Here is a 25,879-nt window from a genome sequence, read left to right on the forward strand (position 1 = left end):
TTTAAAGGTTAGTTAAATTATACCATCCTGAGTTACCAATCTTTTTCGATCTGGTGTGTGATACTTCGTTCTCAGAACAGGCAGACAAAAAAAAATCCAAATCCCAACAAAAATTGGAATTTGGAATTTTTATCCCGAGGCTTCGGGATTGGAATTTATTTGGTTAGCCCACCAAATTGATGATTTTTCCGGGAACAATAATCACCTTATTCGGAGTTCTTCCGTCTAATTGTTTTTGTGTTCTTTCATCTTTCATAATGATTTCTTCGATTTGCGCTGCGGTTAAATCCAAAGGCAATTCGATAGTGAAACGCATTTTTCCGTTAAAAGAAACCGGATATTCTTTATTGCTTTCAATTAAATGTTTTTCATCAAAAGCAGGAAAAGGCACTTTTGAAATAGACGTTGTATGCCCTAACTGTGACCATAATTCTTCTGCAATGTGAGGCGCATAAGATGAAACCAAAATGGCTAATGGTTCTAAAATCGCTCTTGAATGACAGTTTTGAGAAGACAATTCATTTACACAAATCATAAACTGAGAAACCGAAGTATTGAAAGAGAAATTCTCAATATCTTCTGCTACTTTTTTGATGGTTTTATGCAATGTTTTTAAGTTGTCTTTTGTTGGTTCGTCGTTGTTTACGATTAAACCATTATCATCAAAATACAATCTCCATAATTTTTTAAGGAAACCAAAGACTCCTGAAATTCCGGCAGTATTCCAAGGTTTTGCCTGCTCCAACGGACCTAAAAACATTTCGTATAAACGTAATGTATCAGCACCGTATTCGTTACAAATATCATCCGGCGTTACAACATTGTATTTTGATTTCGACATTTTTTCGACTTCGCGATTACAAATGTATTTTTCTTCTTCATTTAGAATAACTACGTCATTCAAATCTTCATATCTATTATCAGATCTAAATGCATCAACATTTAATTCGTCCGTAGTTCCTTTTAATAAACTTATATCGATATGTCTAGTAAGAACTGTTTCATTAGAAGAAATAATATCGAATGATCTTTCTGATTTTGCACCGTATTTCTTTTCTACCCAATTTTCTACTTCATCAGGTACAATTCCTGAAATTATTTGCTCGTAAGATGCCTTAGAAATTAATAGCTTTTGAGGAAAAGGCAAATCTATCGCCATGTTTCCTTTATTATAACCTTCTTTAGTTCTTGTGCTAAGCAAATAAACATAAACAAATGCACTCATCCCCAAAATCATTCCCTGATTAATCAGTTTTTTGAATGGTTCTTCGGTTGGAGCAAAACCTTTGTCTTTTAAGAATTTGTTCCAGAAACGGGAATACAATAAGTGCCCGGTTGCGTGTTCGCTTCCTCCAATGTACAAATCAACGCTTTCCCAGTATTTTAATGCTTCTTTGCTCGCAAATTCATTTTCGTTGTGTGCATCCATGTAACGCATCCAGTACCATGAACTTCCCGCCCAACCTGGCATTGTGTTCAATTCCAAAGGAAAAATAGAAACATTGTCCACTAAATCGGTATTGACAACTTTATTTTGTTTGGTGTCCCATGCCCAGACTGCTGCGTTTCCTAATGGAGGCAGACCGTCTTCAGTTGGTAAATATTTCTCAACTTCCGGCAAAATAATTGGCAAATGCTGTGCATCAATCATTTTTGGAAGACCGTTTACATAATAAACCGGGAAAGGTTCTCCCCAATAACGCTGACGGGAGAAAACAGCATCACGCAAACGGTAGTTTGTTTTTCCTGTTCCCTGTCCAATTGCTTCTAATTCTGCAATTGCTTTTTTAGTAGCGTCCTTATAATTTAATCCGTTTAAGAAATCAGAATTTGCAATTTCAACGTTGTCTTTTGATCCGTAAGCTGCTTCAGAAATATCAACATTAGCGAAGATATTTTTGATTTCCTGCATTCCCTTCTCATTCTTAAAGAAATTAGCAAAAGCGTAATCTCTTTCATCTCCGCAAGGAACGGCCATTACAGCACCAGTTCCGTAACCTGCCAAAACATAGTCACCAATCCAGACCGGAATTGATTCTTTTGTAAAAGGATGTTCTGCATAAGCTCCGGTAAATACTCCCGAAATGGTTTTTACATCAGCCATACGCTCACGCTCGGAACGTTTTGCTGTTTTTTCGATATACGCTTCAACAGCCGCTTTTTGTTCCGGAGTTGTAATTTTAGCCACCAAATCATGTTCTGGTGCCAACGTCATAAAAGTAACTCCAAAAATTGTATCAGGACGAGTAGTAAAAACCTCGATTACTTCATCATGATTTTTCACATTAAAAGTAACCAAAGCTCCAACCGATTTCCCAATCCAGTTTCTTTGAGATTCTTTGATTGACTCACTCCAATCGATATCATTTAAACCCTGAAGCAAGCGTTCGGCATAAGCAGAAATTCGCATACTCCATTGTGTCATTTTTTTTCTTATAACAGGAAAGCCTCCACGTTCAGAAACTCCGTTTACAATTTCGTCATTTGCCAGAACAGTTCCCAAACCAGGGCACCAGTTTACTTCTGTTTCTGCCAAATAAGTTAATCTGTATTGTAAAAGGATTTTTTCTTTTTGATCTTCAGAATAAGAATTCCATTCTTGCGCAGTAAAAATGGCAACATTGTCATCGCAAACCGCTTCGACCAAAACGTTTCCTTCTTCGGCAAAAACCTCGACCAAAGTTGAAATATCAAATGCCTTTCCTTGTTTTCTGCAATACCAGGAATTAAATAACTGAATAAAAATCCATTGTGTATGTTTATAATAATCAGGATTTGACGTACGAACTTCACGGCTCCAGTCAAAAGAAAACCCTATTTTATCTAATTGTTTTCTGTATCCTGCAATTTGTTTTCCTTCTTTATCTACTCCACCGTCAATATTTACGCGTGTTGTATCTTCAGGACGCTGCCCTGTCTGAATCGCATATTGTTCTGCCGGCAATCCGAAACTGTCGTAACCCATTGGATGCAAAACATTGAATCCCTGATGTCTTTTGAAACGAGAATACACATCTGAAGCGATATAACCCAGCGGATGCCCAACGTGTAATCCTGCTCCTGATGGATAAGGAAACATATCGAGAACATAATGTTTAGGTTTTTCAGCCCCGACACTTTCGGGGTTTTCAGCAGCAAAAGTTTGATTTTCTGCCCAATACTTCTGCCATTTGGCGTCTATTTCGTTTGGATTGTACTTCATTTCTAAGTGACTAAGATTCTAAGTTACTAAGGTTCTAAGGCTTTTCACTAAATTAATTATTTGGCGCAAATTTACATTTATTGCGCATTGTACCAAAGCTATTTCATTGACAAACAAATAAAATAACAAATTACGTATTTACGATTAAGTAAAAATACGTATTATTGCAAGAACATAATACTTATTTATTCGCGAATAAATGGCAGAAAATAAGAAATACAATATTGAAGTCCGCGTCTGGATTGAGGAAACGGAAGGTGCTTTTCTTGGAATTGGAAAAATCTGGCTTCTTGAAAACATCAGGAAAACCGGATCGATTACCAATGCCGCAAAAGAAATGAAAATGGCCTATCGCCAGGCCTGGCAACTGGTTGAAGAAATGAATCAGCGTGCCGAAAGTCCGCTGGTGGAAAAACTTCTTGGCGGAAAAGGAGGAGGCGGTGCAAAACTGACTGATGCCGGAGAAAGAGCGATAACTGTCTTTTATGAGATTGAAAAACGCATTAAAGAATTTGCCCAAAAGGAAACCCAGAATCTGAAATTTTAAAACCCAACCTGTTTTTAAAAAAAATAATTAACCAAAAAATAATTTTTCTAATCAGCAGTATTCATTTTAAAACATACTGAAAAACACCACAATTTATGAAACAAAAAATATTAATTATTTTGCTTTTTCCGTTTATCGGATTTTCACAGCAAAACAATTCAAAAACAACAGATTCCATAAAAACATCAAACGTTTTTATACTCGGAGAAGTTATTATAACCAATCATCAAAATAAAGACACTTTAAACAGGATAACATCAAAAACGATGGAATCTCAAAATAAAATGGAAGTTTCAAAAGCATTGAATATGCTTCCGGGAGTTAGTTTAACCGCTTCCGGCCCGAGAAACGAATCCATGGTTTCAGTTAGAGGTTTTGACTTAAGGCAGGTTCCTGTCTATATGGATGGAATTCCGGTTTACGTTCCTTATGACGGTTATGTCGATTTGGCCAGGTTCACCACTTTTGATTTGGCGGCAGTTGATGTTTCAAAAGGATTTTCATCTGTTCTTTATGGACCCAATTCGCTTGGCGGTGCAATAAACCTTGTTTCCAGAAAACCTTTCAAAAAATTAGAATACGATGGATCACTCGGAATGATTAATGAAAATGGCTATAAAGGAAACATCAACATTGGTTCTAACTTCGGGAAATTTTATGTTCAGGGCGGATTTTCTTATTTAGACAGAAATTCAACAAAAATGCCTTCAGATTTTATTCCGACTGCAAATGAAAATGGAGGCCAAAGAGACAATTCTTATCGGACAGATCAAAAAATTAGCTTCAAAATTGGCTGGACACCGACTGAAAAAAGTGAATATGCTATTGGTTACATTAATCAGCAGGGTGAAAAAGGAAATCCGGTTTATACAGGAACCGACACCCAAAATTCACTTTTACTAAAACCCAGATTTTGGCAGTGGCCGAATTGGGATAAAGAAAGTTTTTATTTTATTTCAAACTCTGCCTTTGACGATAAAAACAGTTTGAAAACGCGATTGTATTTTGATCGTTTTAAAAATACTTTAGACAGTTATGACGATGCGACATATTCTGCACAAACCAAAGCGTATGCATTTAAAAGCATTTACAATGACTATACTTATGGTGGAAATTTAGAATACAACACAAAGTTTATTCCGGAAAATGATTTAAAAATTGCTTTTCATTTTAAAGAAGATGTGCACCGCGAAAATAATCTTGGAGAACCGGTTCGTCATTTTACAGACAATACGGTTTTAGTTGGAATTGAAGATATTTATAAAGTAAATTCAAAATTTACTCTAATTCCCGGCGTTAGTTACAACATTAGAAAAAATAAGGACGCCGAAGATTACAACAGTACAACAAAAGTAATTTCTGATTATCCTTCTGCTGACGCCAGCGATGCTTTTAACGCACAGATTGGACTGTTTTATCAATTACACCAAGATCAAAAATTTGGTGCAACAGTTTCCCAAAAAACAAGATTTGCTACTATCAAAGACCGTTATTCCTACCGAATGGGAACTGCGATTCCGAATCCGGATTTGAAACCTGAAAAAGCTACCAATTACGAATTAAATTATACCGCCAGTCTTTTCGATAAAATTACATTTCAAACCGCACTTTTTTATAGTTCGCTTTCCGATGCTATTTTAAGTGTAAGCAATGTTGAACCCGGAAAAGCTCAAATGCAGAATTTTGGCAAAGCAGAATATAAAGGAATTGAAGCACAATTGGATTATGCTGTTCTGAAAAATTTATCTTTCAATGCAAATTATACCTACATCGAAAGAAAAAACGTCACCAGCCCCATTATTCATTTGACAGATGTGCCAAATACAAAAGTAATGGGAACTATAAAATACAGCCCGATTAAGATTCTTCTATTAATTGCCAGTTCAGAATTTAATTCTTCAAGATTCAGCACAAGTTATGGTACACGGGTTCCGGATTATACCCTTTTGAATTTATATGCTTCTGGACAGATTTCTAAAAATTTCAGCATAGATGCGGGCATAAATAATATTTTCGACAAAAACTACAGTCTTGTAGAAGGTTATCCGGAGGAAGGCCGTAACTTTTTTGTGACACTTCGTTTTTTTAATTCAAACTAATTCAAAAACAAATTTCATATGAAAACTCAAAATTATATTATCGTTTTATTAATTGCATTTTCGTTCGTAATGTGTAATTCTCCTAAAAAAGATAAAGAAGAAACTGTTTCTACAGAGAAAACCTCAAAAACCGACAACGGCAAACACCCTGTTCTTTCAGCTGCCGACAGTTTAAAAATGGTCAACCACCAAATCGAAGTAAAAGGCGATGTTGAATTCCCTCTGCAATTAACTGTAGATTCTTTAAAAAAGATGAAAGTAGTAACAATTGATGATTTCAAAGTCGTTTGCCAAACCGGTGAAGTCAAAAAAGATGATAAAATTTGTAAAGGTGTACTTTTGAAAGATATTTTAGAAAAAGCCAAAATCAGACAAAACGGTCACAAAGACAGGAATTTTTATATTGTTGCAAGAGCTTCAGACGATTACAAAGCTACTTTTTCATGGGCAGAAATCTTCAATAATCCAACGGGAGACAATACCTATATTTTATTTGAAGAAAACGGAAAACCAGTAAAAAACGGCGAAATGATTGCTATTTGCAAAAATGATATCAAAACCGGACCGCGACATGTTTACTGGCTTAAGAGCATCGAGGTTTATAAAGTAAAATAGCTTTTTTTTAAGGTTTAAAGTGGCAGAGTGACAAAGGTTCAAAGTCGAAATGCACATTAAGATTTTTATTTAAATAGTACACTCTCAAACGTAAAGTTCGCAAAGCTGTATCAGTACAAAGCTTTGCGAACTTTTTAGTGTTTTTAGCCATAGATTAAAGGATTAATACCGATTTCAAAAATCATTTTAATCTTTTAATTTGTGGCTATTCTCTTTTAACTTTGCGAACTTTGCGTAAAACCTTGCGCACTTAGCGGTTAAATAAATATCAAATCGTACATTTATAGTACAAAAGTTCGTTATTAACTTTAAATAAAGAAATTCTTTATTATTTTTACCACATAATTTAAGCAGACTATGAGTTCTAACTTTGATAAATTTCAAAAACGCAGGTTAATTTCCTCTTATTTTTCGGTTGTATTAAGTGTATTTCTGGTATTATTCCTTTTAGGAGTACTGGGATTATTTATTATAAATTCTAAAAAACTGGCAGATGACTTTAAAGAAAAAATCGCAATGACGGTTTTCTTTAAAAATGAAGCCAATGACAGTGTTATAAAAGCATTTGATACAGAATTGAAAAGAGCGCCTTTTGCAAGATCATATGTTTATGTAACTAAAGAAAGAGCTGCCAAAGAACACACTGACATTATTGGTGAAGATTTCCTGACTTTTTTAGGGGAAAATCCATTGTTGAATTCTTATGACATCCATTTAAAAGCGGATTATGTAGAAAGAGACAGCATCGCTAAAATCGAAAGCCGTTTACGTCAAAACACTATGATTTCTGACATTGTTTATGATAAACAATTGGTAAATCTGGTAAATGACAACATCAGAAAAGTAAGTATGTGGATTTTGATCATCAGCGGATTCCTGACTGTAATTGCTGTATTATTAATCAATAGTTCATTGCGTTTATCGATACACTCCAATCGATTTATCATTAAAACGATGCAGATGGTTGGTGCAACAAAATCGTTTATCCGTAAACCATTTGTTATGCGCAGCGTAAAATTGGGAATTTTGGGTGCAGGTTTGGCTATTATTGCTTTGATAGGAGTTTTATTCTACGTTGAAACTAATTTCCCGGGATTAGGAATTTTAGAAGACAAAGTTTTAATCGCATTGGTTTTACTGGGTGTTTTCGGATTAGGAGTTTTAATTACCTGGGTAAGTACACACTTCGCAACACAACGTTTCCTTAATTTAAGAACAGACGATCTTTATTAGTTTTAGATCACAGTCCCGAAGCCTCGGGATTAGATTTTAAAAAATGCCTTCTTCCGAAGTTCGGAATGCTCCGGCTGACAAATAAATTAAATAATCTTTGACTCAGTAAGGGTTACAAAAAAACAACAATGAAAAACAACAATAAAGAAACAGACCAACATAAGCAGGAATTCCTTTTTGAAGGTATCAACTACAAAATCCTTCTGATCGGAATCGCAGTAATTGCTTTAGGATTTATTTTAATGTCTGGCGGAGGAAGTGATAATCCGAATGTTTTTAATGAAGATGTTTTTAGTTTTAGACGTATTCGTTTGGCACCGACAACTGTGCTGATTGGTTTTGGAATCACGATTTATTCCATTTTCAAAAAATCTAAATAAATAAAGAAATAGATTTTAGTGATACTGCGCACAGCGAAGAAAACAATCTGAAATCTGAAATCTAAAATTTTAAATGAACACATTACAAGCTATTATTCTTGCCATTATTGAAGGAATTACAGAATTTCTGCCTGTCTCTTCAACCGGGCATATGATTATTGCCTCTTCTTTTTTCGGAATCGCAAAAGACGATTTTACTAAACTTTTTACCATTGTAATTCAGCTAGGAGCGATACTTTCGGTTGTGATTTTATATTTTAAACGTTTCTTTCAGACGTTTGATTTTTATTTTAAACTTCTGGTCGCTTTTGTTCCCGCAGTAGTTTTAGGATTATTGCTGAGTGATTTTATCGACGGACTGTTAGAGAATCCCGTTACGGTTGCTATTTCTCTTTTAATCGGAGGAATTATTTTATTGAAAGTTGACGAATGGTTCAACAATCCAAATACAGCCGAAACTTCTCAGGAAATTACATATTTACAGGCTTTTAAAATCGGACTGTTTCAGTGTATTGCCATGATTCCCGGAGTTTCACGTAGCGGTGCAAGTATCGTTGGGGGAATGTCTCAAAAATTATCAAGAACAACTGCTGCTGAGTTTTCATTTTTCTTAGCCGTTCCAACAATGCTTGGAGCGACCGTAAAAAAATGTTACGATTATTATAAAGCCGGATTTGAATTATCTCACGATCAGGTCAATCTATTGATTATTGGAAATATTGTAGCTTTTATTGTTGCCCTTTTAGCCATTAAAACTTTCATTGGTTTTCTGACCAAAAACGGTTTTAAAGTTTTTGGTTATTACCGAATCATCGCCGGAATCGCTTTATTACTGATTCACTTTTTCATTCACCCGCTTACCATTATATAATGACTCCTGAAGAATATTTAAACGGACAGGTTTTATTGATAGACAAACCTTTAAAATGGAGTTCGTTTCAAGCAGTCAATAAACTAAAATACCTTTTAATCAATAAAGTCGGGCTTCCAAAAAAGTTCAAAATCGGTCATGCCGGAACTTTAGATCCTTTAGCTACTGGTTTGCTATTAATCTGCACCGGAAAATTCACCAAAAGAATTTCAGAACTGCAGGGCCAGGCAAAAGAATATACCGGAACTTTTTATATTGGAGCTACTACTCCGTCTTATGATTTAGAGACAGAAATCGATCAGACTTTTCCAACAGAACATATCGACGAAGCTTTAATTCATGAAACTGTAAAGCAATTTTTAGGCGAAATCGACCAGAAACCGCCCATATTTTCTGCTATTAAAAAAGATGGTGTTCGCCTCTATGAACATGCACGTGCAGGAGAAACTATCGAAATTGAAAGCAGAAAAACAACTATTCATGAATTTGAAATTACAAGAATTGCATTACCTGAAGTAGATTTTAGAGTAGTTTGCTCTAAAGGGACTTATATTCGTTCCCTTGCATACGATTTTGGGAAAGCAATGAATTCAGGTTCACACTTAACTGTTTTACGCCGTACAAAAATTGGTGATTACGATGTGAAAAATGCAATAGACATTACATTGTTTGAAGAAACTCTTTTGGACTAAAAAAATTAAGCACATTACAAATAAACTATAGTAATGTGCCAACTCCTTAATTTGCTAATACCTGATTCTTTCAAATTAATAGTGTGGAATATTTTTTCCTCCAAACAAAAATTTTGAAAATAAATCATAAAACCTTTCGAATAACTTTTTCATAATAGTGCATTTTTTAATTGTTAAAGATTAAATAAACACCAATAAAAAGAGTAAATCAAAAAATAAATAATAGAGGTGGGATCTTCAGCAAGATACAAAATTTTACATTTAAAAAAAACGTTTTTCTTACTTTTTCTAATGTATGATATTTATTTTCAACACATTATAAAAAACACCTCTGATTTTATGATTTTTATCTAAAGAATTATAAACGGTTATATTTTATGTTTTCCATAATCTCAATCAATTCCTGCTGAACAGAAATCCCTTTGTCTGCCAAATACCATAACTGCAAATCGGTTTTTATTTTTTCATCAATTACACCAAATTCTTTTTTATAATTGGCCATTAATTCTGTTGCTCCTTTTGGTCTTGGTCCCCAATCTGCGCGAACAATTCCGGCTTCTTTGCAAATCACGATAACTTTTGGGATTGCCCTGCCGCCATTTGTCAGGTACTGGCTCATTAAATCATCATTTTCGTCACGCAAAACAATTTTGAGATTAATTTTATTATTGGAGCCTAAAGCCATTTTATTCAAAATCGGAAGTATTTGTGCAGCATCACCGCACCAGCCTTCAGATAGTACAAGCCAGATATAATGATTGTTTAAATGCTGCAATTTTTCTAATATATCATCAGAGATTTTGATGGTTTTTTCAAGACGGTTCATTCGGGCTTCGTTCAGACTGGTATAATGTGTCAGGCTTTCAGATTGCTGATCCCCGGTTGATTTTCCTTCGGATAATAAATCGGTAACTAATTTTCGGTATTCAGAATAAGAGTGACTATTGAATAGTGCTTTGGCTACAATACTTTTCATATTTCTTCGTTTTTTGGTAGAATAAAAATACGAATTTTAGGAAGACATCAGAATGACTTTTGTCATATTCGGGAGAAATAAACTCTAAAATTATTTTTTCAAAACATTATTTTTAAAAATCAGAATATGTCTATATTTGCACAAATTAACGCAACACACAAATGAAATATAAAAGAATTCTTCTAAAACTTAGCGGCGAGGCCTTGATGGGTGATTTACAATATGGTATTGACCCAAAAAGATTAGCCGAATATGCCGATGAAATTAAGCAGATTCACAGTAAAGGAGTAGAAATTGCTATTGTAATCGGAGGAGGAAATATTTTTAGAGGCGTTGCGGGTGCAAGTGCCGGTATGGATAGAGTACAAGGCGATTATATGGGAATGCTTGCTACCGTAATCAACGGAATGGCATTACAGGGTGCTCTTGAAGACAAAGGAATGAAAACCCGTCTTCAGACTGCTTTAAAAATGGAATCTATTGCCGAACCTTATATCAAAAGAAGAGCAGACCGTCACCTTGAAAAAGGAAGAATTGTAATTTTTGGTGCCGGAACCGGAAACCCATATTTTACTACTGATACTGCAGCCGTTTTAAGAGGAATCGAAATTAATGCAGATGTGATCTTAAAAGGAACCCGTGTTGATGGTGTTTACGATTCTGATCCTGAGAAAAATGCTTCGGCTGTAAAATTTGATTTTATTTCTTTTGATGATGTCCTGAAAAAAGGACTGAACGTAATGGACACAACCGCTTTTACATTAAGCCAGGAAAATAAGCTGCCAATTGTTGTTTTTGATATGAACAAAATTGGAAATTTATTAAAAATCTGCGAAGGCGAAAATATAGGAACTGTTGTTAATATATAAATTCTCAGTATAGTTGTACAGACGTATTTCCGGGTAAAACTAAAACTGAGATTGAAAACTGAAAACTTTAAAAAAAAATGAGCGAAGAAATAGATTTTATATTAGAAAGTACAGAAGAATCAATGAATGGTTCGATTGCGCATTTAGAGAAAGAATTTCTAAACATTCGCGCAGGAAAAGCTTCTCCGGCAATGTTAGGAAGCGTTTTTGTGGATTATTACGGATCTGCAACTCCTCTTTCACAAGTGTCAAAAATCAGCGTTCCTGATGCGAGAACAATTACATTACAGCCTTTTGAAAAAAATATGCTGTCTGTGATTGAAAAAGCAATTATGATCGCCAATATTGGTTTTAACCCAATGAATAACGGTGACGTTATCATCATCAGCGTACCGCCTTTGACAGAAGAGCGTCGTCGCGATTTGGCAAAACAGGCAAAATCAGAAGCTGAAGATGCAAAAATTGGTGTACGTAATGTGCGTAAGGACGCCAATACCGATATTAAAAAATTAGAAAAAGAAGGAACTTCTGAAGACGTTTGTAAATCTGCAGAAGAAGAAGTTCAGAACTTAACGAATGCTTACATTAAAAAAATTGATGAATTATTGGCTGCAAAAGAAGCCGAAATTATGAAAGTGTAACTCAATCGTCATAAAATATTAATCCGTTTAGTTAAATTGCACTAGACGGATTTTTTTTATTCTTATTTTTGCATCTAAAATTTAGTCTTTTCGTTTTTGAAACTATAACCCGTTGTATGAAGCTATTTTGTTTTCTGTCTTTGTTTTTCACGCTTACCATTCAGGCGCAATTTCAAATCAACGGAATTGTAAACGACTCCAACAACAAACCTCTTCCGTTTGCTACCATAAAAACTTCAGACAGCAACAGTACAATTACAGATATTGATGGGAAATTTATTTTCACCATTTCACCAAAAACTGCTTTTTTTACCGTTTCCTATGTAGGTTTCCAAACCAAAACCATTCCTGTAACAGATAATAAAAAGTTCTATCCCGTTGCTCTTTCCCAGAAAACAGATGACTTAAAAGAAGTTATTATTTCTAATGAAAATCCGGCTTTGGCGCTGTTAAAAAAAGTAATTGCAAACAAAAACGGGAACAACCCACAGAGAAAACTGAAGAGTTTTGAATACAAAACTTATAATAAACTTACTGTTACCGCCAATCCGGATTCGATTGACGGCCGCATAGATTCTTCTGCTTCCTATAAAGATTTAGACAAAAAAATCATCAATGTTGATTCTTCCGACTATAAGTTTAAGGAAATAATCAGTAAACAACATTTATTTCAGACTGAAAAAATATCACAATATCAGTTTGGGAACAACAAGCTGAAAGAGACTGTCCTTGGAACAAAAATGGCTGGTTTTAAACAACCTGTTTATGAAATCATTGCCTTCAATCTCCAGTCAATTTCTATTTATGACCCAAAATATGAGTTGCTGGAAACAAAATATGAAAGCCCCATCTCAAATAGCGCTCTGGCAGATTACAATTACAAACTGCTGGATACCGTGAGTATAAAAGGCCGTGATACTTACATGGTTTACTTTAAATACAAACAAAAAAGAAAATCGGGATTAGAAGGCGTTTTATATATTGATAAGGAAAATTTTGCCATTGCCAAAGCAGTAATGCGTATAAAAGGTGTTTTGGACATCAGCGGAATTCATGAATTTGAATATGATTCGGCTGAGAAAATATGGTTTCAGAGTAATACGACTTTTAAAATTGTAAAAGGAAAAAATGACGAGGATATCAAGATTCTTGGCGGGACAATTCAGTTTGATGCCGATTCTGACGAGGATGTCGGCCCCCGAAAAAAAGTAGCTTCTGATTTTACATATTTAATTTCCGAAAGCAATAGTTTTGATGTTCATTTCAATACCGGTTCAGTTATAAAAAACCCGTCGCTTTATATCGAAATTAAAGACGATGCAAACAAAAAACCGGAAAGTTTTTGGGAAGCCTACCGAAAAGAAAATCTTGATTTAAAAAGCCAAAGAACTTATTTGTTACTTGATAGTCTTTCTATCGAGAAAAGAGTTGAAAAACGTTTAGGAATTGGTCGTAAAATCATAAATGGTTTTTATCCGATAGGACCAATTGATCTTGATCTGAAGAAAATCATCAGTTATAATAATTATGAAGGTTTCAGGCTTGGATTAGGCGGTATTACAAACGACCGCTTTTCGAGAAATTTCCGTCTGGAAGCTTATACAGCATACGGAACTAAAGATGGTGTTTTTAAATACAGTTCAGGTGCGGGCGTTTTACTTGACAAAAGCACAAATACCTGGATAAATGCATATTACACAGATGATGTCAGGGAGATTGCGAGTACGGTTTTTGCCGTAGACAAACGTGTTTTTAAAATTTATGATCCGCGTCCGATTAACATTAGTACTTTTTATGAATATTCCGGCTGGAAAACCAATCTTCAGACCAAAATTATTCCGAAAACGGAAGCTATTCTTGAAGTATCCCGAAATTTCATCGAACCAAAATTCGATTATCTGTTTAATCTCAACGGAAAATTGTATTCGAGTTATATCATGACAACTGCAATGCTTTCTATAATGTGGGCACCGTTTAGTGATTTTATGCAGACCCCAACCGGAAGAACAGAATCTGATAAAAGATTTCCGAGGTTTACTTTTCAATATACACAGACTTTGCCTGGTGTTTTGGATAACGACTTTAATTTCGGAAAAATAGATTTTAAAACCGAGTATGAAAAAAAATACCTGAACGGTCAGAAGACCAGTTTATTATTACAGGGTGGATATGCTTTTGGTGACGCTCCAATTACACACTTATATAATACAGCCCCAAATAACCTGACTAAAGAAACCATTATTCAGCGTATCACTTTTGCAGGAAGAAATGCGTTTGAAACCATGTATTTTAATGAGTTTTTCTCCAGTCAGTATCTTTTCTTTCAAATCAAACATGGTTTTGACAGGATTACGCTTTTCAGAAAAGTACGCCCCTCATTGGTATTAGTAACCAGAATGGTTTGGGGAAATATGGAAAAACCGGAGCAGCATGTCGGACCGACTTATAAAACTTTAGATAAAGGCTTTTTTGAATCAGGAATTGAATTAAATAAAATTTACAAAGGTTTCGGTCTGGGCGGATTTTACCGTTACGGTCCCAATCAGTTAGCTCGATTTGATGACAATATAGCGGTTAAGGTTTCTTATGTACTTGATCTGGGACTTTAAGGTTTAAATTGCAATAAAAAAATTCCAAATTCCAAATAATTTTTTTATTGTTCGATGTAAGTACAAATCGTATTTAATAATCCTTCATATACACGATATTTGTTTATTCTGAAGAACGAGGATACAAGCGACAACGAACTGGTAAAGCAATCACACTCGTGTATCGAAAAAGATTGGGTTTGCTTTATGGAATCTCTAGTGCGATTCTTCGTTCCTCAGAATGACACACTAAACAATAAACATCAAAAACAAAAAATCCCAAACTCCAACAAGCATTGGAATTTGGGATTTTTAAATTGAAATTTTTAAACTTTATGGTTTAAGAATCAGAACCGAAGGCGTATTATTCAGCCAGGTACTTTGCGATTCGATTAGTTTTTTCCAGCTGTCCAGACTAATAATCATAAGATTCTGGCTTTGTAAAAATTCTTTCTTGATCGTTCTGTCGTGCATAATCATAATATGATTTGGAGCAATCTGTTCGATTGAACGAATTGTTTCCTGAAGATCTCGGGTGCTTTTTACTTCTCCGCTTGCATCCAGAACTGTAATTTGAGAACCGTTGTTATTGATCAGTTTTTTAGCATATTCAATTAAGAAAGCATCTTCTTTACTAAAAACCGGCATAAAAATCTGATCTACATCTTCTAAGTCCTTATCAATAAAAATTCCGACGGGCATTTTACTTTTAGCAATAATATGGCGGGTTCTTTCATCAAAAGGAGAGTTTTCAAACAAACCTTCTTTTCCTGTAAATTTATCAATCAAACGATCCGGATTTACAATCCTGGTCGTAAAACCAAGGATTTTACCCAGTAGTGTTCCGTCAAAAATAGACTGTCCAAGACCAACCAGTAATAGATCATATTCTCCGTGATTTGCTGTATCAATAATATCGGTATCAATATCATTTGAGACTTTAAAAAGACTCACCATATTCTGGTTCAGTTTTTCTGATTCCTGAATAACCGGAACCAGCATTTTGCGCTCATGGTCTTTCACATCAAATGAATGCACTTCTGTACTCAAAGACAAATGCATCGCTGTTACTATAGAATTGTCCGGCTGTTTTTTTACTAAACTATTGGCGATTTTCAACAACTTTTTACCTTTTTCGGGAGTACCGAATGAAAGCAAAATCCTGTATTTACTTTTATTTCCAATTTCCTGCGGAATTGCTGTCGCTTTATCTTTAAAAACCCATCCGATAAAATCTAATGCCGGACCCGTCATAAAAGTTGTTACTAATGCCATGATGACCATCATGGTGAAAATTTCTGTAGAAAGAACCCCAAGATCATATCCGATATTCAAAACTACCAGTTCCATTAAACCTCTGGTATTCATCAAAGCTCCTATTGCCAAACTATCTTTCCAGTTTTGCCCGACAAATTTGGCTGCCAGAGCACTACCAAAAAATTTACCTACAACCGCAACTGCAATAATTAATCCCGTAATCTTCCATAAATAAGGATCATTAAGCAAACCGATTTGTGTACGCAGCCCTGTAAAGACAAAGAAAAGTGGCAGTAAAACAATAATGGAAACGTCTTCTACTTTTTCTATAAAAATATTTCTGAATTTATTATTTTCAGGCATGATTGCTCCTGCCAGGAATGCTCCGAACAAAGCATGAATACCGATAAGTTCTGCTGCATAAGCCGAAAACAAAAGTGTTATAAAGAAAATAGCAACAACCGGTTTATTAAGGCTTTCTCGTGTTGCGTTTAAATCCCCTACACGTTTTAAGAACGGACGAACAATTTTCAGCATGACAATGACATATAAAATTGCCAGACCAATTACATATAAGGCACTTGTAAACGAACCTGCTTTTACAATTGCAATTACAACTGCCAGAATACACCAGGCCGTAATATCATCAGCTGCAGCACAGGTGATCGCAATCGTTCCTAATTTTGTTTTCTGCAGACCGCGCTCCTGCACGATTCTGGCCAGAACAGGAAATGCCGTTATACTCATGGCAATTCCCATAAATAAACCGAAAGAGGCAAACTCAACACCGATTGGCGCAAAAGTGTGGTAGATAAAATAAGCCAGGCTTAATCCCAAAGCAAACGGAATCACAATACTGGCATGACTGATTACTACGGCATCATGCGCTTTATTTTTCAAAACCTTAAGATCTAATTCCATCCCGATCACGAACATGAAAAGTATCAGACCAATCTGGCTTAAAAACTGAAGGTTTCCTAAAGATTCTTTTGGGAATAAAACAGCCGAAAATTCAGGAAAATACATTCCGACCAAAGAAGGTCCTAAAAAAATTCCGGCAATCATTTCACCAATTACAGAAGGCTGCCCGATTTTTCTAAAAAACCATCCAAACAAACGTGCCACTAAAATGATTGTCAAAATCTGGGCCAGTAAAATAGCCAACGGATGCTGTAAATTATCAACCATGGAATGCAGGAAATCATTCCAATGATTACTTTCTATTTTTTTCTTAACGATTTCCCGGCCTACTTCAAGCGAAACACCTTTTGAAATCACCCAATATATCAAAGCTGTAAAGCCACCAATTACGGAAACGTAGAACAAGGAGTTTTTAATGTTATTCATAACCCTTTTATTAAATTTGTGGAACAAATATCCAAACTCATCCTTACGTGAAAAAGCAAATCCTGTCCTAATTTTCAATTCATGTAATAAGTCGGGAGAATTTTGTAATAAGTTAGATTTTTACCTTTTTTACAAAATCAGAACGATAGGTTTCACTCAAAATCATGGTCGCATTTTTATTGCTTTCTTCTATATGATGCAGGACAATTTCGTTATGATTAAAGAATTTGATTGCTTTTACGGCAACAATTTCTTTTTTATTCACCCTGCAAAAATCAGCTTCCGGTAATTCACTTAAGAGCGTATCAAACTTAACATTTTTAAGGTTCAGAAAACTCCCGTCTGTAAGCAATACGGTTTTATCACGGCTGTCGCTCAGGGCTGTTTTGATATATTGAATCTGATTAAAATACAAAAGTGTTTTTCCTTTGTCGGTATTTAACTGAATAAACTTTTTGGAAGTATCCGGTTTATGAAATCGCTCAAAGGCTTTTGAAACTGCTTTTTGAAGACGTTCCAGTTTTACGGGCTTTGTGATATAATCTACTGCATCAATATTAAAAGCATCGGCAGCATATTCTTTATACGCCGTGCAAAAAATAACCAGTTTGTCTTCCAGCATCCCGGCCAGATGCAATCCGTTAGTTCCCGGCATTTCGATATCAGAAATCAACAAATCAAAATCTAAATCGGGAATTTCGGCAAGAAGTTTTTCGGGATTATTAAATGTTTTTACGATTTCCAGATCCGGAATTTGTTCGCAAAGCATTTTTAAATAAGTCAGCCCGGGCAACTCATCGTCCAGAAGCAAGCATTTCAGTTTTGTATTCAAGTAAATCTATTTTTAGATGAGCAATATAAATATCGTTTTCTACAAACTGGTCAAGTTTGAAATTATTTTTATAAATAATCCGAAGGCGGTGCTCCAAAGTAGCATGACCAAAACCGCTCCGCTCCTTCTTCAATACTTTTTTGTCTGAGATTTTATTCGAAACGGTCATAAAAAAAGCATTGTCCTTAAATTCAAAAATAACCGAAATAAAGGCATCGGCACTTTGAAGATCGGCATGTTTAAAAGCATTTTCGATTAAATCAATAGAAATTAGCGGCGCCAGCAAAGGCTGCTCGTACAATTTGTCTTCTGTATTGATATTGGTTCTGATTTTCAGCTCAAAAAGAGGGCTGATTTTGATTTTGTTGATTTCAATTAAATTCAGTGCAAAGTCAATTTCTTCTTTTGCCGTCACAAATTTCTTTTTGCTTTCGTACAAAATATAATCCAGGACATTGGCAAGCTTGTCCAAAGCAAAATACGTCTGATAAGCGTGGGACTGAATCGAGTTTAAGATGTTCTTAAACAAATGCGGATTCAGTTTTGATTCTAAGTTTTCTAACTGCAAATCATTCACTTTCATTTCGAGTGCATAGAAACTTTTCTCGGCATCCTCCTGTGATTTTTTGGCTTTTGTTAATTGAAAAACCATCAGACAGATGATCACGATGAGCAGCAAAATAATTGCCAGAAAAATAAAAGTGGTGGTATTGTTTTGCATTTAAGTTAGTTTTTTTTCGCAGATTAAAAATAGTTTTAATATTTAAAAAACCTTAAAATCTTCAGCTTATATTTTTTAATGACTGGAAACAAATTTCAATCCGATAATTGAAGCAATCAAAGTCGAAAGGAAAAAGATTCTCCAGAAAGCAGCCGGTTCTTTAAAAATAAAAATTCCGACCAAAACCGTTCCAACGGCACCAATCCCTGTCCATACGGCATAAGCTGTACCTATTGGCAAAACCTGAGTCGCTTTATATAACAAAATCATACTTATAGAAAGACAGACAAAAAAGCCGATCATCCAATAAGTCGATACAAGTCCTGTTGTTTCTTTGGCTTTTCCTAAGCAGGATGCGAATCCAACTTCAAAAAGTCCGGCAATAATTAATAAAATCCAATTCATTTTCTTTTCGTTTTTAAATTAACTGCAAATATGAGAAAAGCTAAGGTACAAACGATAAAAACATCAAAATTTTCTTAGAAACCCAATTGTAAATTTGTGTTAAGATACCGTAAATACCGAATCAATTATTTATGATTTCGAGCACTTTTCACTACATTTGCAACCATTTTTAAAGATTTTATGAAAAACGCTATTAAAGTTGGATTTTGGGAGAAACTAGCCCGGATTATACTTAAAAACAGAATAACAATTCTGGTTATCCTTTCTGCATTGACAATTTTCCTTGGTTATCAATGGAAAAACCTTTCTATGACCTATACCGAAGCAAACCTGCTTCCTAAAGATCATATTGCAAACAAAGAATATCAAAAATTCTTAGACAAGTTTGGTGAAGAAGGAAATCTTGTTGTTATTGGTTTTCAGGATAAAAACTTTTTTACGCCAAAAAATTATGCAGCCTGGAATGAATTAATGACGGGTTTAAAAAAATCAAAAGAAGTTGATTTAGTCGTTTCATTAAACGATTTGAAAAAACTGGAAAAAGATACCGTTAACGAAAAATTCGTTTTAACACCTTTTATCGACCAGAGTAAGGCTTTGGATCCGGCTTATCTAAAAAGCGTTCAGTACGATTTGTTTCATAATTTACCTTTCTACGAAGGGCTTTTGTTTAATAAAGAAAGCGGAAGTGTCCGTTCTGCGATTTACATCAACAAAGCTCTGGTAAATACTCCTGAAAGAAAGACTTTTATACTTGAAAATTTAGTTCCTAAAATCGCTAAATTCGAAAAAACAACCGGAATTGACCTGCGTGTTTCGGGAATGCCATACATCAGAACCATTAACGCTGATGACATGAAAGGCGAAATCGGGCTTTTCATTGGAGCTGCCTTATTTACGGTTTCATTGATTTTCTTTTTCTTTTTCCGTTCGTTCAGAGCTACTTTTATTTCGATTTGTATTCTGATTGTCGGTGTAATCTGGTCGTTTGGAACGCTTGGATTATTTGGTTATAAAATCACGATTTTAACGGCGATTATTCCGCCATTGATTATTGTAATCGGAATTACGAACTGTATTTTCCTAATTAATAAATACCAGCAGGAAATCAAATTGCATAATAATCAGGCTAAAGCTTTACAACGTGTTATTTCTAAAATCGGGGTTGCGACTTTAATGACGAACTTAACCACAGCGATTGGTTTTGCTACATTTATGATTACCGGAAACGACTTGCTTTTTGAGTTCGGAATGGTAACTTCAATCAATGTGATTTCTGTTTATCTGCTGACACTTTTTATTGTGCCAATTGTTTACAGTTTCTTGCCATTGCCAAAAGAAAAACATTTATACCATTTGACCAAAACGTATATTTCGACTTTATTGAATGTTGTTGAAAATGTAGTTAAATCAAAACGACGATATGTTTATATCATTTATGGTCTGCTTTTGGTTTTTAGTGTAATTGGGGTTTCTCAAATGAAAGTTTCAGGAAGTTTAATTGGTGAAATGCCAAAAAGCGCTTCTTTCTTTAAAGATATTTTATTTTACGAAAAAGAATTTAACGGAGTAATGCCGTTGGAAATCATGATTGACACCAAAAAGAAAAAAGGTGTTATGAAAGCGTCAACCATTCGTAAAATGGACGAATTACAAAATACGATTGCTGCAATACCGGAATTGGCAAAACCGGTTTCTGTGGTGAATTTGGTAAAATATTCGAAACAGGCTTTCTACAACGGAAATCCGGAATATTACCAATTGCCAACTTCACAGGAGCAGACTTTTATTTTGAGTTATGCTAAAAATGCAACCAAAAACAGCAAAGAAAACCTGATGAAAGCTTATGTAGATTCAACCGGGCAATATGCCAGAATCACGACTTTCATGAAGGATATCGGAACGGATGAAATGGCAAAAGTCGAGAAAAAATTACATTCAAAAATCGATGAAATTTTCCCGAAAGACCGTTTTGAAGTTACCGTTACCGGAAAAGCATTGGTTTTCCAGAAAGGAACTTCATACTTAGTTGACAACTTAATCGAGTCTTTAATCTTTGCAATTTTGACGATTGCCGTTCTGATTTTATATTTATTCCGTTCATTCAAAATGGTTTTAGCATCGGTAATTACAAACATTTTACCGCTTTGTATTACCTCTGGATTAATGGGTTATTTCGGAATTCCGTTAAAACCGTCTACGATTTTAGTATTCAGTATAGCCTTCGGAATTTCGGTTGATAATGCGATTCAGTTTATGGCGAAGTACAGACATGACCTGCTTCAAAGCGGAGGAAAAGTAAAGAAATCGGTTTTTAGTGCTTTAAGAGAAACCGGAATCAGTACTTTTTACACATCAGTTGTTTTGATTCTAGGTTTTGCGACTTTCACCTTATCAAGCTTTAGCGGAACAATCGCACTTGGCGGATTAATTTCCTGTACTTTGGCTTTTGCAATGTTTGCGAATTTGGTTGTATTGCCTTCTTTGGTTTTGACTTTTGAAAAGAAGAAAACTAAGAAAGAGGAATTGGAGGGATTGGAGAAATAATTTTTTTTTTGATTGCCACGAGTTACACTTATTGACGCGAATTAAAAATTAATGGAAAAAATTGAAATCTACTCAAGTAAGAAGAAAACGTTCTTATTATTAATTGGTTCTCTGCTATTTATTGCGGGAGGAATTTGGATGTTGATGGATGCCGAAAACTTAACTGGTTTTCGTTTACGAAGTCCAATTTTAGTAAAATGTATCGGAATAATTTCAGTTTTATTTTCTAGTTTAGGAGTTTATATTTCAATCAGGCAATTAGTTAAAAACAAGCTTTTTTTAATTATTGAGGAAAATGGAATTAATGTTAATCCGAAGAAGAATTCTAATGAATTTATAAATTGGAAAAATATTGAAGGATTTTCAGAACTAAAAATACAAAGCCAAAAAATGGTGCTTATTAAAGTTAATAATTCTGATTTTTGGATTGAAAATGAAAAAAATCGAATACGAAAAAGATTAATCCAATTTAATTTTAATAATTACGGTTCGCCATTTTGTCTTTCAGCAGTTTCGATGCAAATAAATCATACTGAACTTATGAAAGTATTAAATGAGAATCTTGAGAAATATAAAAAATTTGCATAAGGATTAACGCTTAGTTTGTCATTCCGAGGAACGAGGGCACGAGCGATAGCGAACTGGCGAAGCAATCACACTCGAAACTCGACTAAGATTGGCGATTTACTTTGCGGAATTACTAGTGTGATTCCTCGTTCCTCGGAATGACAAAAACAAAAAAACAATTTGGCCCTCATGAAACCGAGTGTCCTAGCCCCGATAGGAGCGGTATCCTTTTTCTTGCTCCTTTAGCAAGGAAAAGATATAGCGGAGAGCGGGAAATAGCTTCAAAAATTAATTATTATCGTTTATATTTGCAATTCGATATAAAAACACTGATTTTATTTTAATCTAAAATCAGCAATCTATAAATCTAAAATAAAAATGAAACACACAAAGGTTAAAGACTTATTAAACAGTACGACGACGCTACAGGAAGTGAATGCAAAAGGATGGGTGAGAACTTTTAGAAATAATCAGTTCATCGCGCTTAATGACGGTTCTACCATTAATAATATACAATGTGTTGTTGATTTTGAAAATACACCGGAAGAGACTTTAAAAAGAATCACAACTGGAGCTGCAGTTTCTGTATTTGGAACTTTAGTTGAAAGTAAAGGTGCGGGTCAGAAATACGAAATTCAGGTTACTAAATTGGAAATTCTTGGAGATTCTGATCCTGAAAAATTTCCAATGCAGCCTAAAAAACATACTTTAGAATTCTTACGCACAAATGCACATTTACGTGTTCGTACAAATGCTTTTGGAGCTATTATGCGTGTACGTTCGGTATTGTCTTATGCAGTTCACAAATATTTTCAGGAAAAAGGTTTTGTTTACGTAAATACGCCAATTATTACTGGAGCTGACGCTGAAGGTGCTGGAGAAATGTTCCAGGTAACTTCTTTACCACTTGACAATCTTCCAAAAAATGAAGAAGGAAACATTGATTTCAAAAAAGATTTCTTTGGGAAACATACCAACTTAACGGTTTCTGGACAGTTGGAAGGTGAAACTTTCGCAATGGCTTTGGGTCAGATTTATACTTTTGGACCAACGTTTAGAGCGGAGAATTCAAACACTTCTCGTCACTTGGCAGAATTCTGGATGATCGAGCCGGAAGTTGCTTTCAATGATTTGGATGACAACATGGATTTGGCTGAAGATTTTATTCAGTACGTTATTAAATATGCTTTAGACAATTGTCAGGATGATTTGAAATTCTTAGAAGGAAGACTTTTAGAAGAAGAAAAATCAAAACCACAGGCAGACAGAAGCGAAATGGCTTTGTTAGAGAAATTGAACTTCGTATTGGAGAACAACTTCAAACGTGTTTCTTATACGGAAGCAATTGATATTTTAAGAGATTCAACTCCAAATAAAAAGAAAAAGTTCCAATATATCATTGAAGAATGGGGAGCTGATTTACAGTCAGAACACGAGCGTTATTTAGTGGAAAAACACTTTAAATGTCCGGTAATCTTATTTGATTACCCGGCAAATATCAAAGCGTTTTACATGCGTCTGAACGACAACACGGAGCCAGGAAGAGAAACGGTTCGTGCAATGGATATCCTTTTCCCTGGAATTGGAGAAATCGTTGGTGGTTCTGAAAGAGAAGAGCGTTATGATGTTTTGGTTGAAAAAATGAAAGCCTTAGAAATCGACGAAGAAGAATTATACTGGTATTTAGACACCAGAAGATTTGGTTCTGCAACCCACGCAGGTTTTGGTTTAGGATTTGAGCGTCTGGTATTGTTTGTAACAGGAATGACAAACATTAGAGACGTAATTCCTTTCCCGAGAACTCCGGGCAGCGCGGAGTTTTAATCGATTTAGTTTAAAAAAGTTTCAAGTTTCAGGTTTCAAGTTATTGGAGCTCGAACTAAAATAATAATATTTGTTTCAGGTTTCAGGTTTCAAGTTGTAGCACGTTCTGCAACCTGAAACCTGAAACTTGAAACTTTTAACAAAAACAAATGCTAAAGCAATTTTTAAATTTAAAATTATCACAAAAATTATCTCCACAGCAAATACAGCTGATGAAGTTAATTCAATTGCCTACGCAAGCTTTTGAACAGCGTTTATTAGAAGAAATGAACGAAAATCCGGCACTTGAAGCCGGAAAAGAAGATGAATACGAAGCAGATGAATTTGCTAATGAAGACTACGACGATTATGATGATGCAGAATCTGACAGAATCGAAGCAGACGACATTAATATTGATGAATACCTAAGCGACGACGATACTCCTGATTATAAAACCCAGGTTAATAACTATGGAGACGAAGAAGAACGTGAAACACCTTTTGCTTCTCCGATAAGTTTTCATCAGGATTTAATCAATCAGCTGAATACTTTTATTTTGAATGATGAAGAGCGCGAAATCGCTGAATTCTTGGTAGGAAGTATTGATGATATGGGTTATATCCGCAGAAGCGTTCCGGATATTGTAGATGACATGGCTTTTACGCAGGCAATTTACACTGACGAGGCAATGGTCGAAAAAATGTTGCATGTCATTCACGAACTCGAACCTTCGGGTGTTGGTGCGCGCGATTTACAGGAATGCCTTTTATTACAATTAAAGCACAAAACACCAACCGAATATGTAGATTTAGCGATTGACATTATCGAGAACCAGTTTGATGCTTTTACCAAAAAACATTACGATAAGTTATTACAGAAATACGGTGTTTCAAACGAACAGCTTAAAAAAGCGATTCATGAAATAGAGAGACTGAACCCTAAACCGGGCGGTTCTTATACCGGAAATAATAAAGTTACCGAAAACGTAGTTCCTGACTTCGCCATCAGAATTGTAGACGGTGAACTGGAACTGACTTTAAACGGACGAAATGCTCCTTCCCTGCACGTTTCTAAAGATTATCAGGAAATGATGCAGACGTATAAAGATTCACGTGATAAATCGACGGCTCAGAAAGATGCTGTTCAGTTTATCAAACAAAAACTGGATTCGGCTAAATGGTTTATTGATGCGATCAGACAGCGTCAGGAAACTTTATTTGTAACCATGAATGCGATTATGCATTATCAGGAAGAATATTTCTTAGACGGTGACGAAACCAAGCTAAAACCAATGATCTTAAAAGACATTGCCGATATGGTTGGTTTGGATATTTCGACGATTTCGCGTGTAGCCAACAGTAAGTATGTTGAAACCCCATACGGAACAAAACTGATTAAGGAATTCTTCTCTGAAGCGATGAAAAATGATCAGGGTGAAGATGTTTCGACTTTAGAAATCAAAAAGATTCTGAAAAACACCATTGAAGAAGAAGATAAAAAGAAACCGCTTCCGGACGATCAACTGGCTGAAATCTTAAAAGAAAAAGGATACCCAATTGCGCGTAGAACGATTGCAAAATATCGTGAACAATTAGATATACCCGTAGCAAGAATGAGAAAGAAGATTTAGGTTTTCTTTTTTAACCATATAAGAAATATAAGTTCATTTTAAAAGACAGCCCCGAT

Annotated in this window: 20 protein-coding genes; 14 read left to right on the forward strand and 6 right to left on the reverse strand. The window is 35.0% G+C overall.

The window, feature by feature from the left end; translation table 11 throughout:
• Window positions 1-163: 163 nt before the first annotated feature.
• Complete coding sequence (locus DCO46_RS07445; protein ID WP_116751934.1) at window positions 164-3,202, reverse strand: leucine--tRNA ligase; 3,039 nt, start codon at window positions 3,200-3,202, stop codon at window positions 164-166.
• A gap of 199 nt (window positions 3,203-3,401) precedes the next feature.
• On the opposite strand from DCO46_RS07445, the gene DCO46_RS07450 reads away from it, so the two are divergent.
• The 7 genes from DCO46_RS07450 to truB all read left to right on the forward strand — a co-directional run bounded on the left by DCO46_RS07450 (window position 3,402) and on the right by truB (window position 9,639).
• A complete protein-coding gene (locus DCO46_RS07450) occupies window positions 3,402-3,749 on the forward strand; it encodes a winged helix-turn-helix domain-containing protein (protein WP_116751935.1) in 348 nt (115 codons plus the stop codon).
• A gap of 95 nt (window positions 3,750-3,844) precedes the next feature.
• Window positions 3,845-5,848 carry a TonB-dependent receptor plug domain-containing protein gene (locus tag DCO46_RS07455; protein WP_116751936.1) on the forward strand — a complete coding sequence of 668 codons (2,004 nt, stop codon included), beginning with the start codon at window positions 3,845-3,847 and terminating at the stop codon, window positions 5,846-5,848.
• An 18-nt stretch (window positions 5,849-5,866) separates the two neighbouring features.
• Window positions 5,867-6,463: a molybdopterin-dependent oxidoreductase gene (locus DCO46_RS07460; RefSeq protein WP_165828869.1), complete on the forward strand. Its 597-nt coding sequence runs from the start codon at window positions 5,867-5,869 to the stop codon at window positions 6,461-6,463.
• Between the two features lie 357 nt (window positions 6,464-6,820).
• Window positions 6,821-7,696, forward strand: a complete 876-nt coding sequence (locus DCO46_RS07465; protein ID WP_116751937.1) for a cell division protein FtsX — start codon at window positions 6,821-6,823, stop codon at window positions 7,694-7,696.
• 128 nt (window positions 7,697-7,824) lie between these two features.
• Window positions 7,825-8,076, forward strand: coding sequence for a DUF3098 domain-containing protein (locus DCO46_RS07470; RefSeq protein WP_116751938.1), 252 nt, complete (start codon window positions 7,825-7,827; stop codon window positions 8,074-8,076).
• Between the two features lie 73 nt (window positions 8,077-8,149).
• Entirely contained in the window at window positions 8,150-8,947 is a 798-nt protein-coding gene (locus DCO46_RS07475) for an undecaprenyl-diphosphate phosphatase (protein ID WP_116751939.1), read from the forward strand.
• The gene (truB, locus tag DCO46_RS07480) at window positions 8,947-9,639 is read left to right on the forward strand and encodes a tRNA pseudouridine(55) synthase TruB (protein WP_116751940.1); all 693 of its coding nucleotides are present in this window, start codon (window positions 8,947-8,949) and stop codon (window positions 9,637-9,639) included. Before DCO46_RS07475 ends, truB begins: the two co-directional genes overlap by 1 nt.
• Before the next feature lie 358 nt (window positions 9,640-9,997).
• Here truB and DCO46_RS07485 read toward each other — a convergent pair whose 3' ends face one another.
• Window positions 9,998-10,615 (reverse strand): thioredoxin family protein, encoded by a 618-nt coding sequence (locus DCO46_RS07485; RefSeq protein WP_116751941.1) that lies wholly within the window; start codon window positions 10,613-10,615, stop codon window positions 9,998-10,000.
• Window positions 10,616-10,776: 161 nt separating this feature from the next.
• Here DCO46_RS07485 and pyrH point away from each other — a divergent pair, with 161 nt between their 5' ends.
• The 3 genes from pyrH (at window position 10,777) to DCO46_RS07500 (ending at window position 14,734) form a co-directional block, all read left to right on the forward strand.
• Complete coding sequence (gene pyrH, locus DCO46_RS07490; protein ID WP_035681787.1) at window positions 10,777-11,484, forward strand: UMP kinase; 708 nt, start codon at window positions 10,777-10,779, stop codon at window positions 11,482-11,484.
• Window positions 11,485-11,561: 77 nt separating this feature from the next.
• The gene (frr, locus tag DCO46_RS07495) at window positions 11,562-12,125 is read left to right on the forward strand and encodes a ribosome recycling factor (protein WP_116751942.1); all 564 of its coding nucleotides are present in this window, start codon (window positions 11,562-11,564) and stop codon (window positions 12,123-12,125) included.
• A gap of 116 nt (window positions 12,126-12,241) precedes the next feature.
• Complete coding sequence (locus DCO46_RS07500; RefSeq protein WP_116751943.1) at window positions 12,242-14,734, forward strand: DUF5686 family protein; 2,493 nt, start codon at window positions 12,242-12,244, stop codon at window positions 14,732-14,734.
• A gap of 312 nt (window positions 14,735-15,046) precedes the next feature.
• On the opposite strand, the gene DCO46_RS07505 is transcribed toward DCO46_RS07500, so the two are convergent.
• The 4 genes from DCO46_RS07505 to DCO46_RS07520 form a co-directional block, all read right to left on the reverse strand.
• Window positions 15,047-17,317: a cation:proton antiporter gene (locus tag DCO46_RS07505; RefSeq protein WP_116751944.1), complete on the reverse strand. Its 2,271-nt coding sequence runs from the start codon at window positions 17,315-17,317 to the stop codon at window positions 15,047-15,049.
• Window positions 17,318-17,429: 112 nt separating this feature from the next.
• Window positions 17,430-18,149, reverse strand: coding sequence for a LytR/AlgR family response regulator transcription factor (locus tag DCO46_RS07510; RefSeq protein ID WP_116751945.1), 720 nt, complete (start codon window positions 18,147-18,149; stop codon window positions 17,430-17,432).
• Window positions 18,112-18,870, reverse strand: a complete 759-nt coding sequence (locus DCO46_RS07515; protein WP_116751946.1) for a sensor histidine kinase — start codon at window positions 18,868-18,870, stop codon at window positions 18,112-18,114. The genes DCO46_RS07510 and DCO46_RS07515 overlap by 38 nt, the downstream gene beginning before the upstream one ends.
• 75 nt (window positions 18,871-18,945) lie before the next feature.
• Window positions 18,946-19,275, reverse strand: coding sequence for a DMT family transporter (locus tag DCO46_RS07520; RefSeq protein WP_116751947.1), 330 nt, complete (start codon window positions 19,273-19,275; stop codon window positions 18,946-18,948).
• Window positions 19,276-19,455: 180 nt separating this feature from the next.
• Between DCO46_RS07520 and DCO46_RS07525 the strand changes: the two genes are divergently transcribed.
• The 4 genes from DCO46_RS07525 to rpoN all read left to right on the forward strand — a co-directional run bounded on the left by DCO46_RS07525 (window position 19,456) and on the right by rpoN (window position 25,823).
• Window positions 19,456-21,822 (forward strand): efflux RND transporter permease subunit, encoded by a 2,367-nt coding sequence (locus tag DCO46_RS07525; protein ID WP_116751948.1) that lies wholly within the window; start codon window positions 19,456-19,458, stop codon window positions 21,820-21,822.
• Between the two features lie 51 nt (window positions 21,823-21,873).
• Entirely contained in the window at window positions 21,874-22,410 is a 537-nt protein-coding gene (locus tag DCO46_RS07530) for an STM3941 family protein (RefSeq protein ID WP_116751949.1), read from the forward strand.
• 357 nt (window positions 22,411-22,767) lie between these two features.
• Window positions 22,768-24,213, forward strand: coding sequence for an asparagine--tRNA ligase (gene asnS, locus DCO46_RS07540; RefSeq protein ID WP_116751951.1), 1,446 nt, complete (start codon window positions 22,768-22,770; stop codon window positions 24,211-24,213).
• 149 nt (window positions 24,214-24,362) lie between these two features.
• Window positions 24,363-25,823, forward strand: coding sequence for an RNA polymerase factor sigma-54 (rpoN, locus tag DCO46_RS07545; protein ID WP_116751952.1), 1,461 nt, complete (start codon window positions 24,363-24,365; stop codon window positions 25,821-25,823).
• The last annotated feature ends 56 nt before the right edge of the window (window positions 25,824-25,879 follow it).

The organism is Flavobacterium sp. HTF (assembly GCF_003105115.1).
Taxonomy (GTDB): Bacteria; Bacteroidota; Bacteroidia; order Flavobacteriales; family Flavobacteriaceae; genus Flavobacterium.

Excerpts from the sequence above, each read along its gene's own strand:
- DCO46_RS07445 (WP_116751934.1), bottom strand. The coding sequence starts at position 3,202 with ATGAAGTACAATCCAAACGAAATAGACGCCAAATGGCAGAAGTATTGG.
- DCO46_RS07450 (WP_116751935.1), top strand. The coding sequence starts at position 3,402 with ATGGCAGAAAATAAGAAATACAATATTGAAGTCCGCGTCTGGATTGAG.
- DCO46_RS07455 (WP_116751936.1), top strand. The coding sequence starts at position 3,845 with ATGAAACAAAAAATATTAATTATTTTGCTTTTTCCGTTTATCGGATTT.
- DCO46_RS07460 (WP_165828869.1), top strand. The coding sequence starts at position 5,867 with ATGAAAACTCAAAATTATATTATCGTTTTATTAATTGCATTTTCGTTC.
- DCO46_RS07465 (WP_116751937.1), top strand. The coding sequence starts at position 6,821 with ATGAGTTCTAACTTTGATAAATTTCAAAAACGCAGGTTAATTTCCTCT.
- DCO46_RS07470 (WP_116751938.1), top strand. The coding sequence starts at position 7,825 with ATGAAAAACAACAATAAAGAAACAGACCAACATAAGCAGGAATTCCTT.
- DCO46_RS07475 (WP_116751939.1), top strand. The coding sequence starts at position 8,150 with ATGAACACATTACAAGCTATTATTCTTGCCATTATTGAAGGAATTACA.
- truB (WP_116751940.1), top strand. The coding sequence starts at position 8,947 with ATGACTCCTGAAGAATATTTAAACGGACAGGTTTTATTGATAGACAAA.
- DCO46_RS07485 (WP_116751941.1), bottom strand. The coding sequence starts at position 10,615 with ATGAAAAGTATTGTAGCCAAAGCACTATTCAATAGTCACTCTTATTCT.
- pyrH (WP_035681787.1), top strand. The coding sequence starts at position 10,777 with ATGAAATATAAAAGAATTCTTCTAAAACTTAGCGGCGAGGCCTTGATG.
- frr (WP_116751942.1), top strand. The coding sequence starts at position 11,562 with ATGAGCGAAGAAATAGATTTTATATTAGAAAGTACAGAAGAATCAATG.
- DCO46_RS07500 (WP_116751943.1), top strand. The coding sequence starts at position 12,242 with ATGAAGCTATTTTGTTTTCTGTCTTTGTTTTTCACGCTTACCATTCAG.
- DCO46_RS07505 (WP_116751944.1), bottom strand. The coding sequence starts at position 17,317 with ATGAATAACATTAAAAACTCCTTGTTCTACGTTTCCGTAATTGGTGGC.
- DCO46_RS07515 (WP_116751946.1), bottom strand. The coding sequence starts at position 18,870 with ATGCAAAACAATACCACCACTTTTATTTTTCTGGCAATTATTTTGCTG.
- DCO46_RS07520 (WP_116751947.1), bottom strand. The coding sequence starts at position 19,275 with ATGAATTGGATTTTATTAATTATTGCCGGACTTTTTGAAGTTGGATTC.
- DCO46_RS07525 (WP_116751948.1), top strand. The coding sequence starts at position 19,456 with ATGAAAAACGCTATTAAAGTTGGATTTTGGGAGAAACTAGCCCGGATT.
- DCO46_RS07530 (WP_116751949.1), top strand. The coding sequence starts at position 21,874 with ATGGAAAAAATTGAAATCTACTCAAGTAAGAAGAAAACGTTCTTATTA.
- asnS (WP_116751951.1), top strand. The coding sequence starts at position 22,768 with ATGAAACACACAAAGGTTAAAGACTTATTAAACAGTACGACGACGCTA.
- rpoN (WP_116751952.1), top strand. The coding sequence starts at position 24,363 with ATGCTAAAGCAATTTTTAAATTTAAAATTATCACAAAAATTATCTCCA.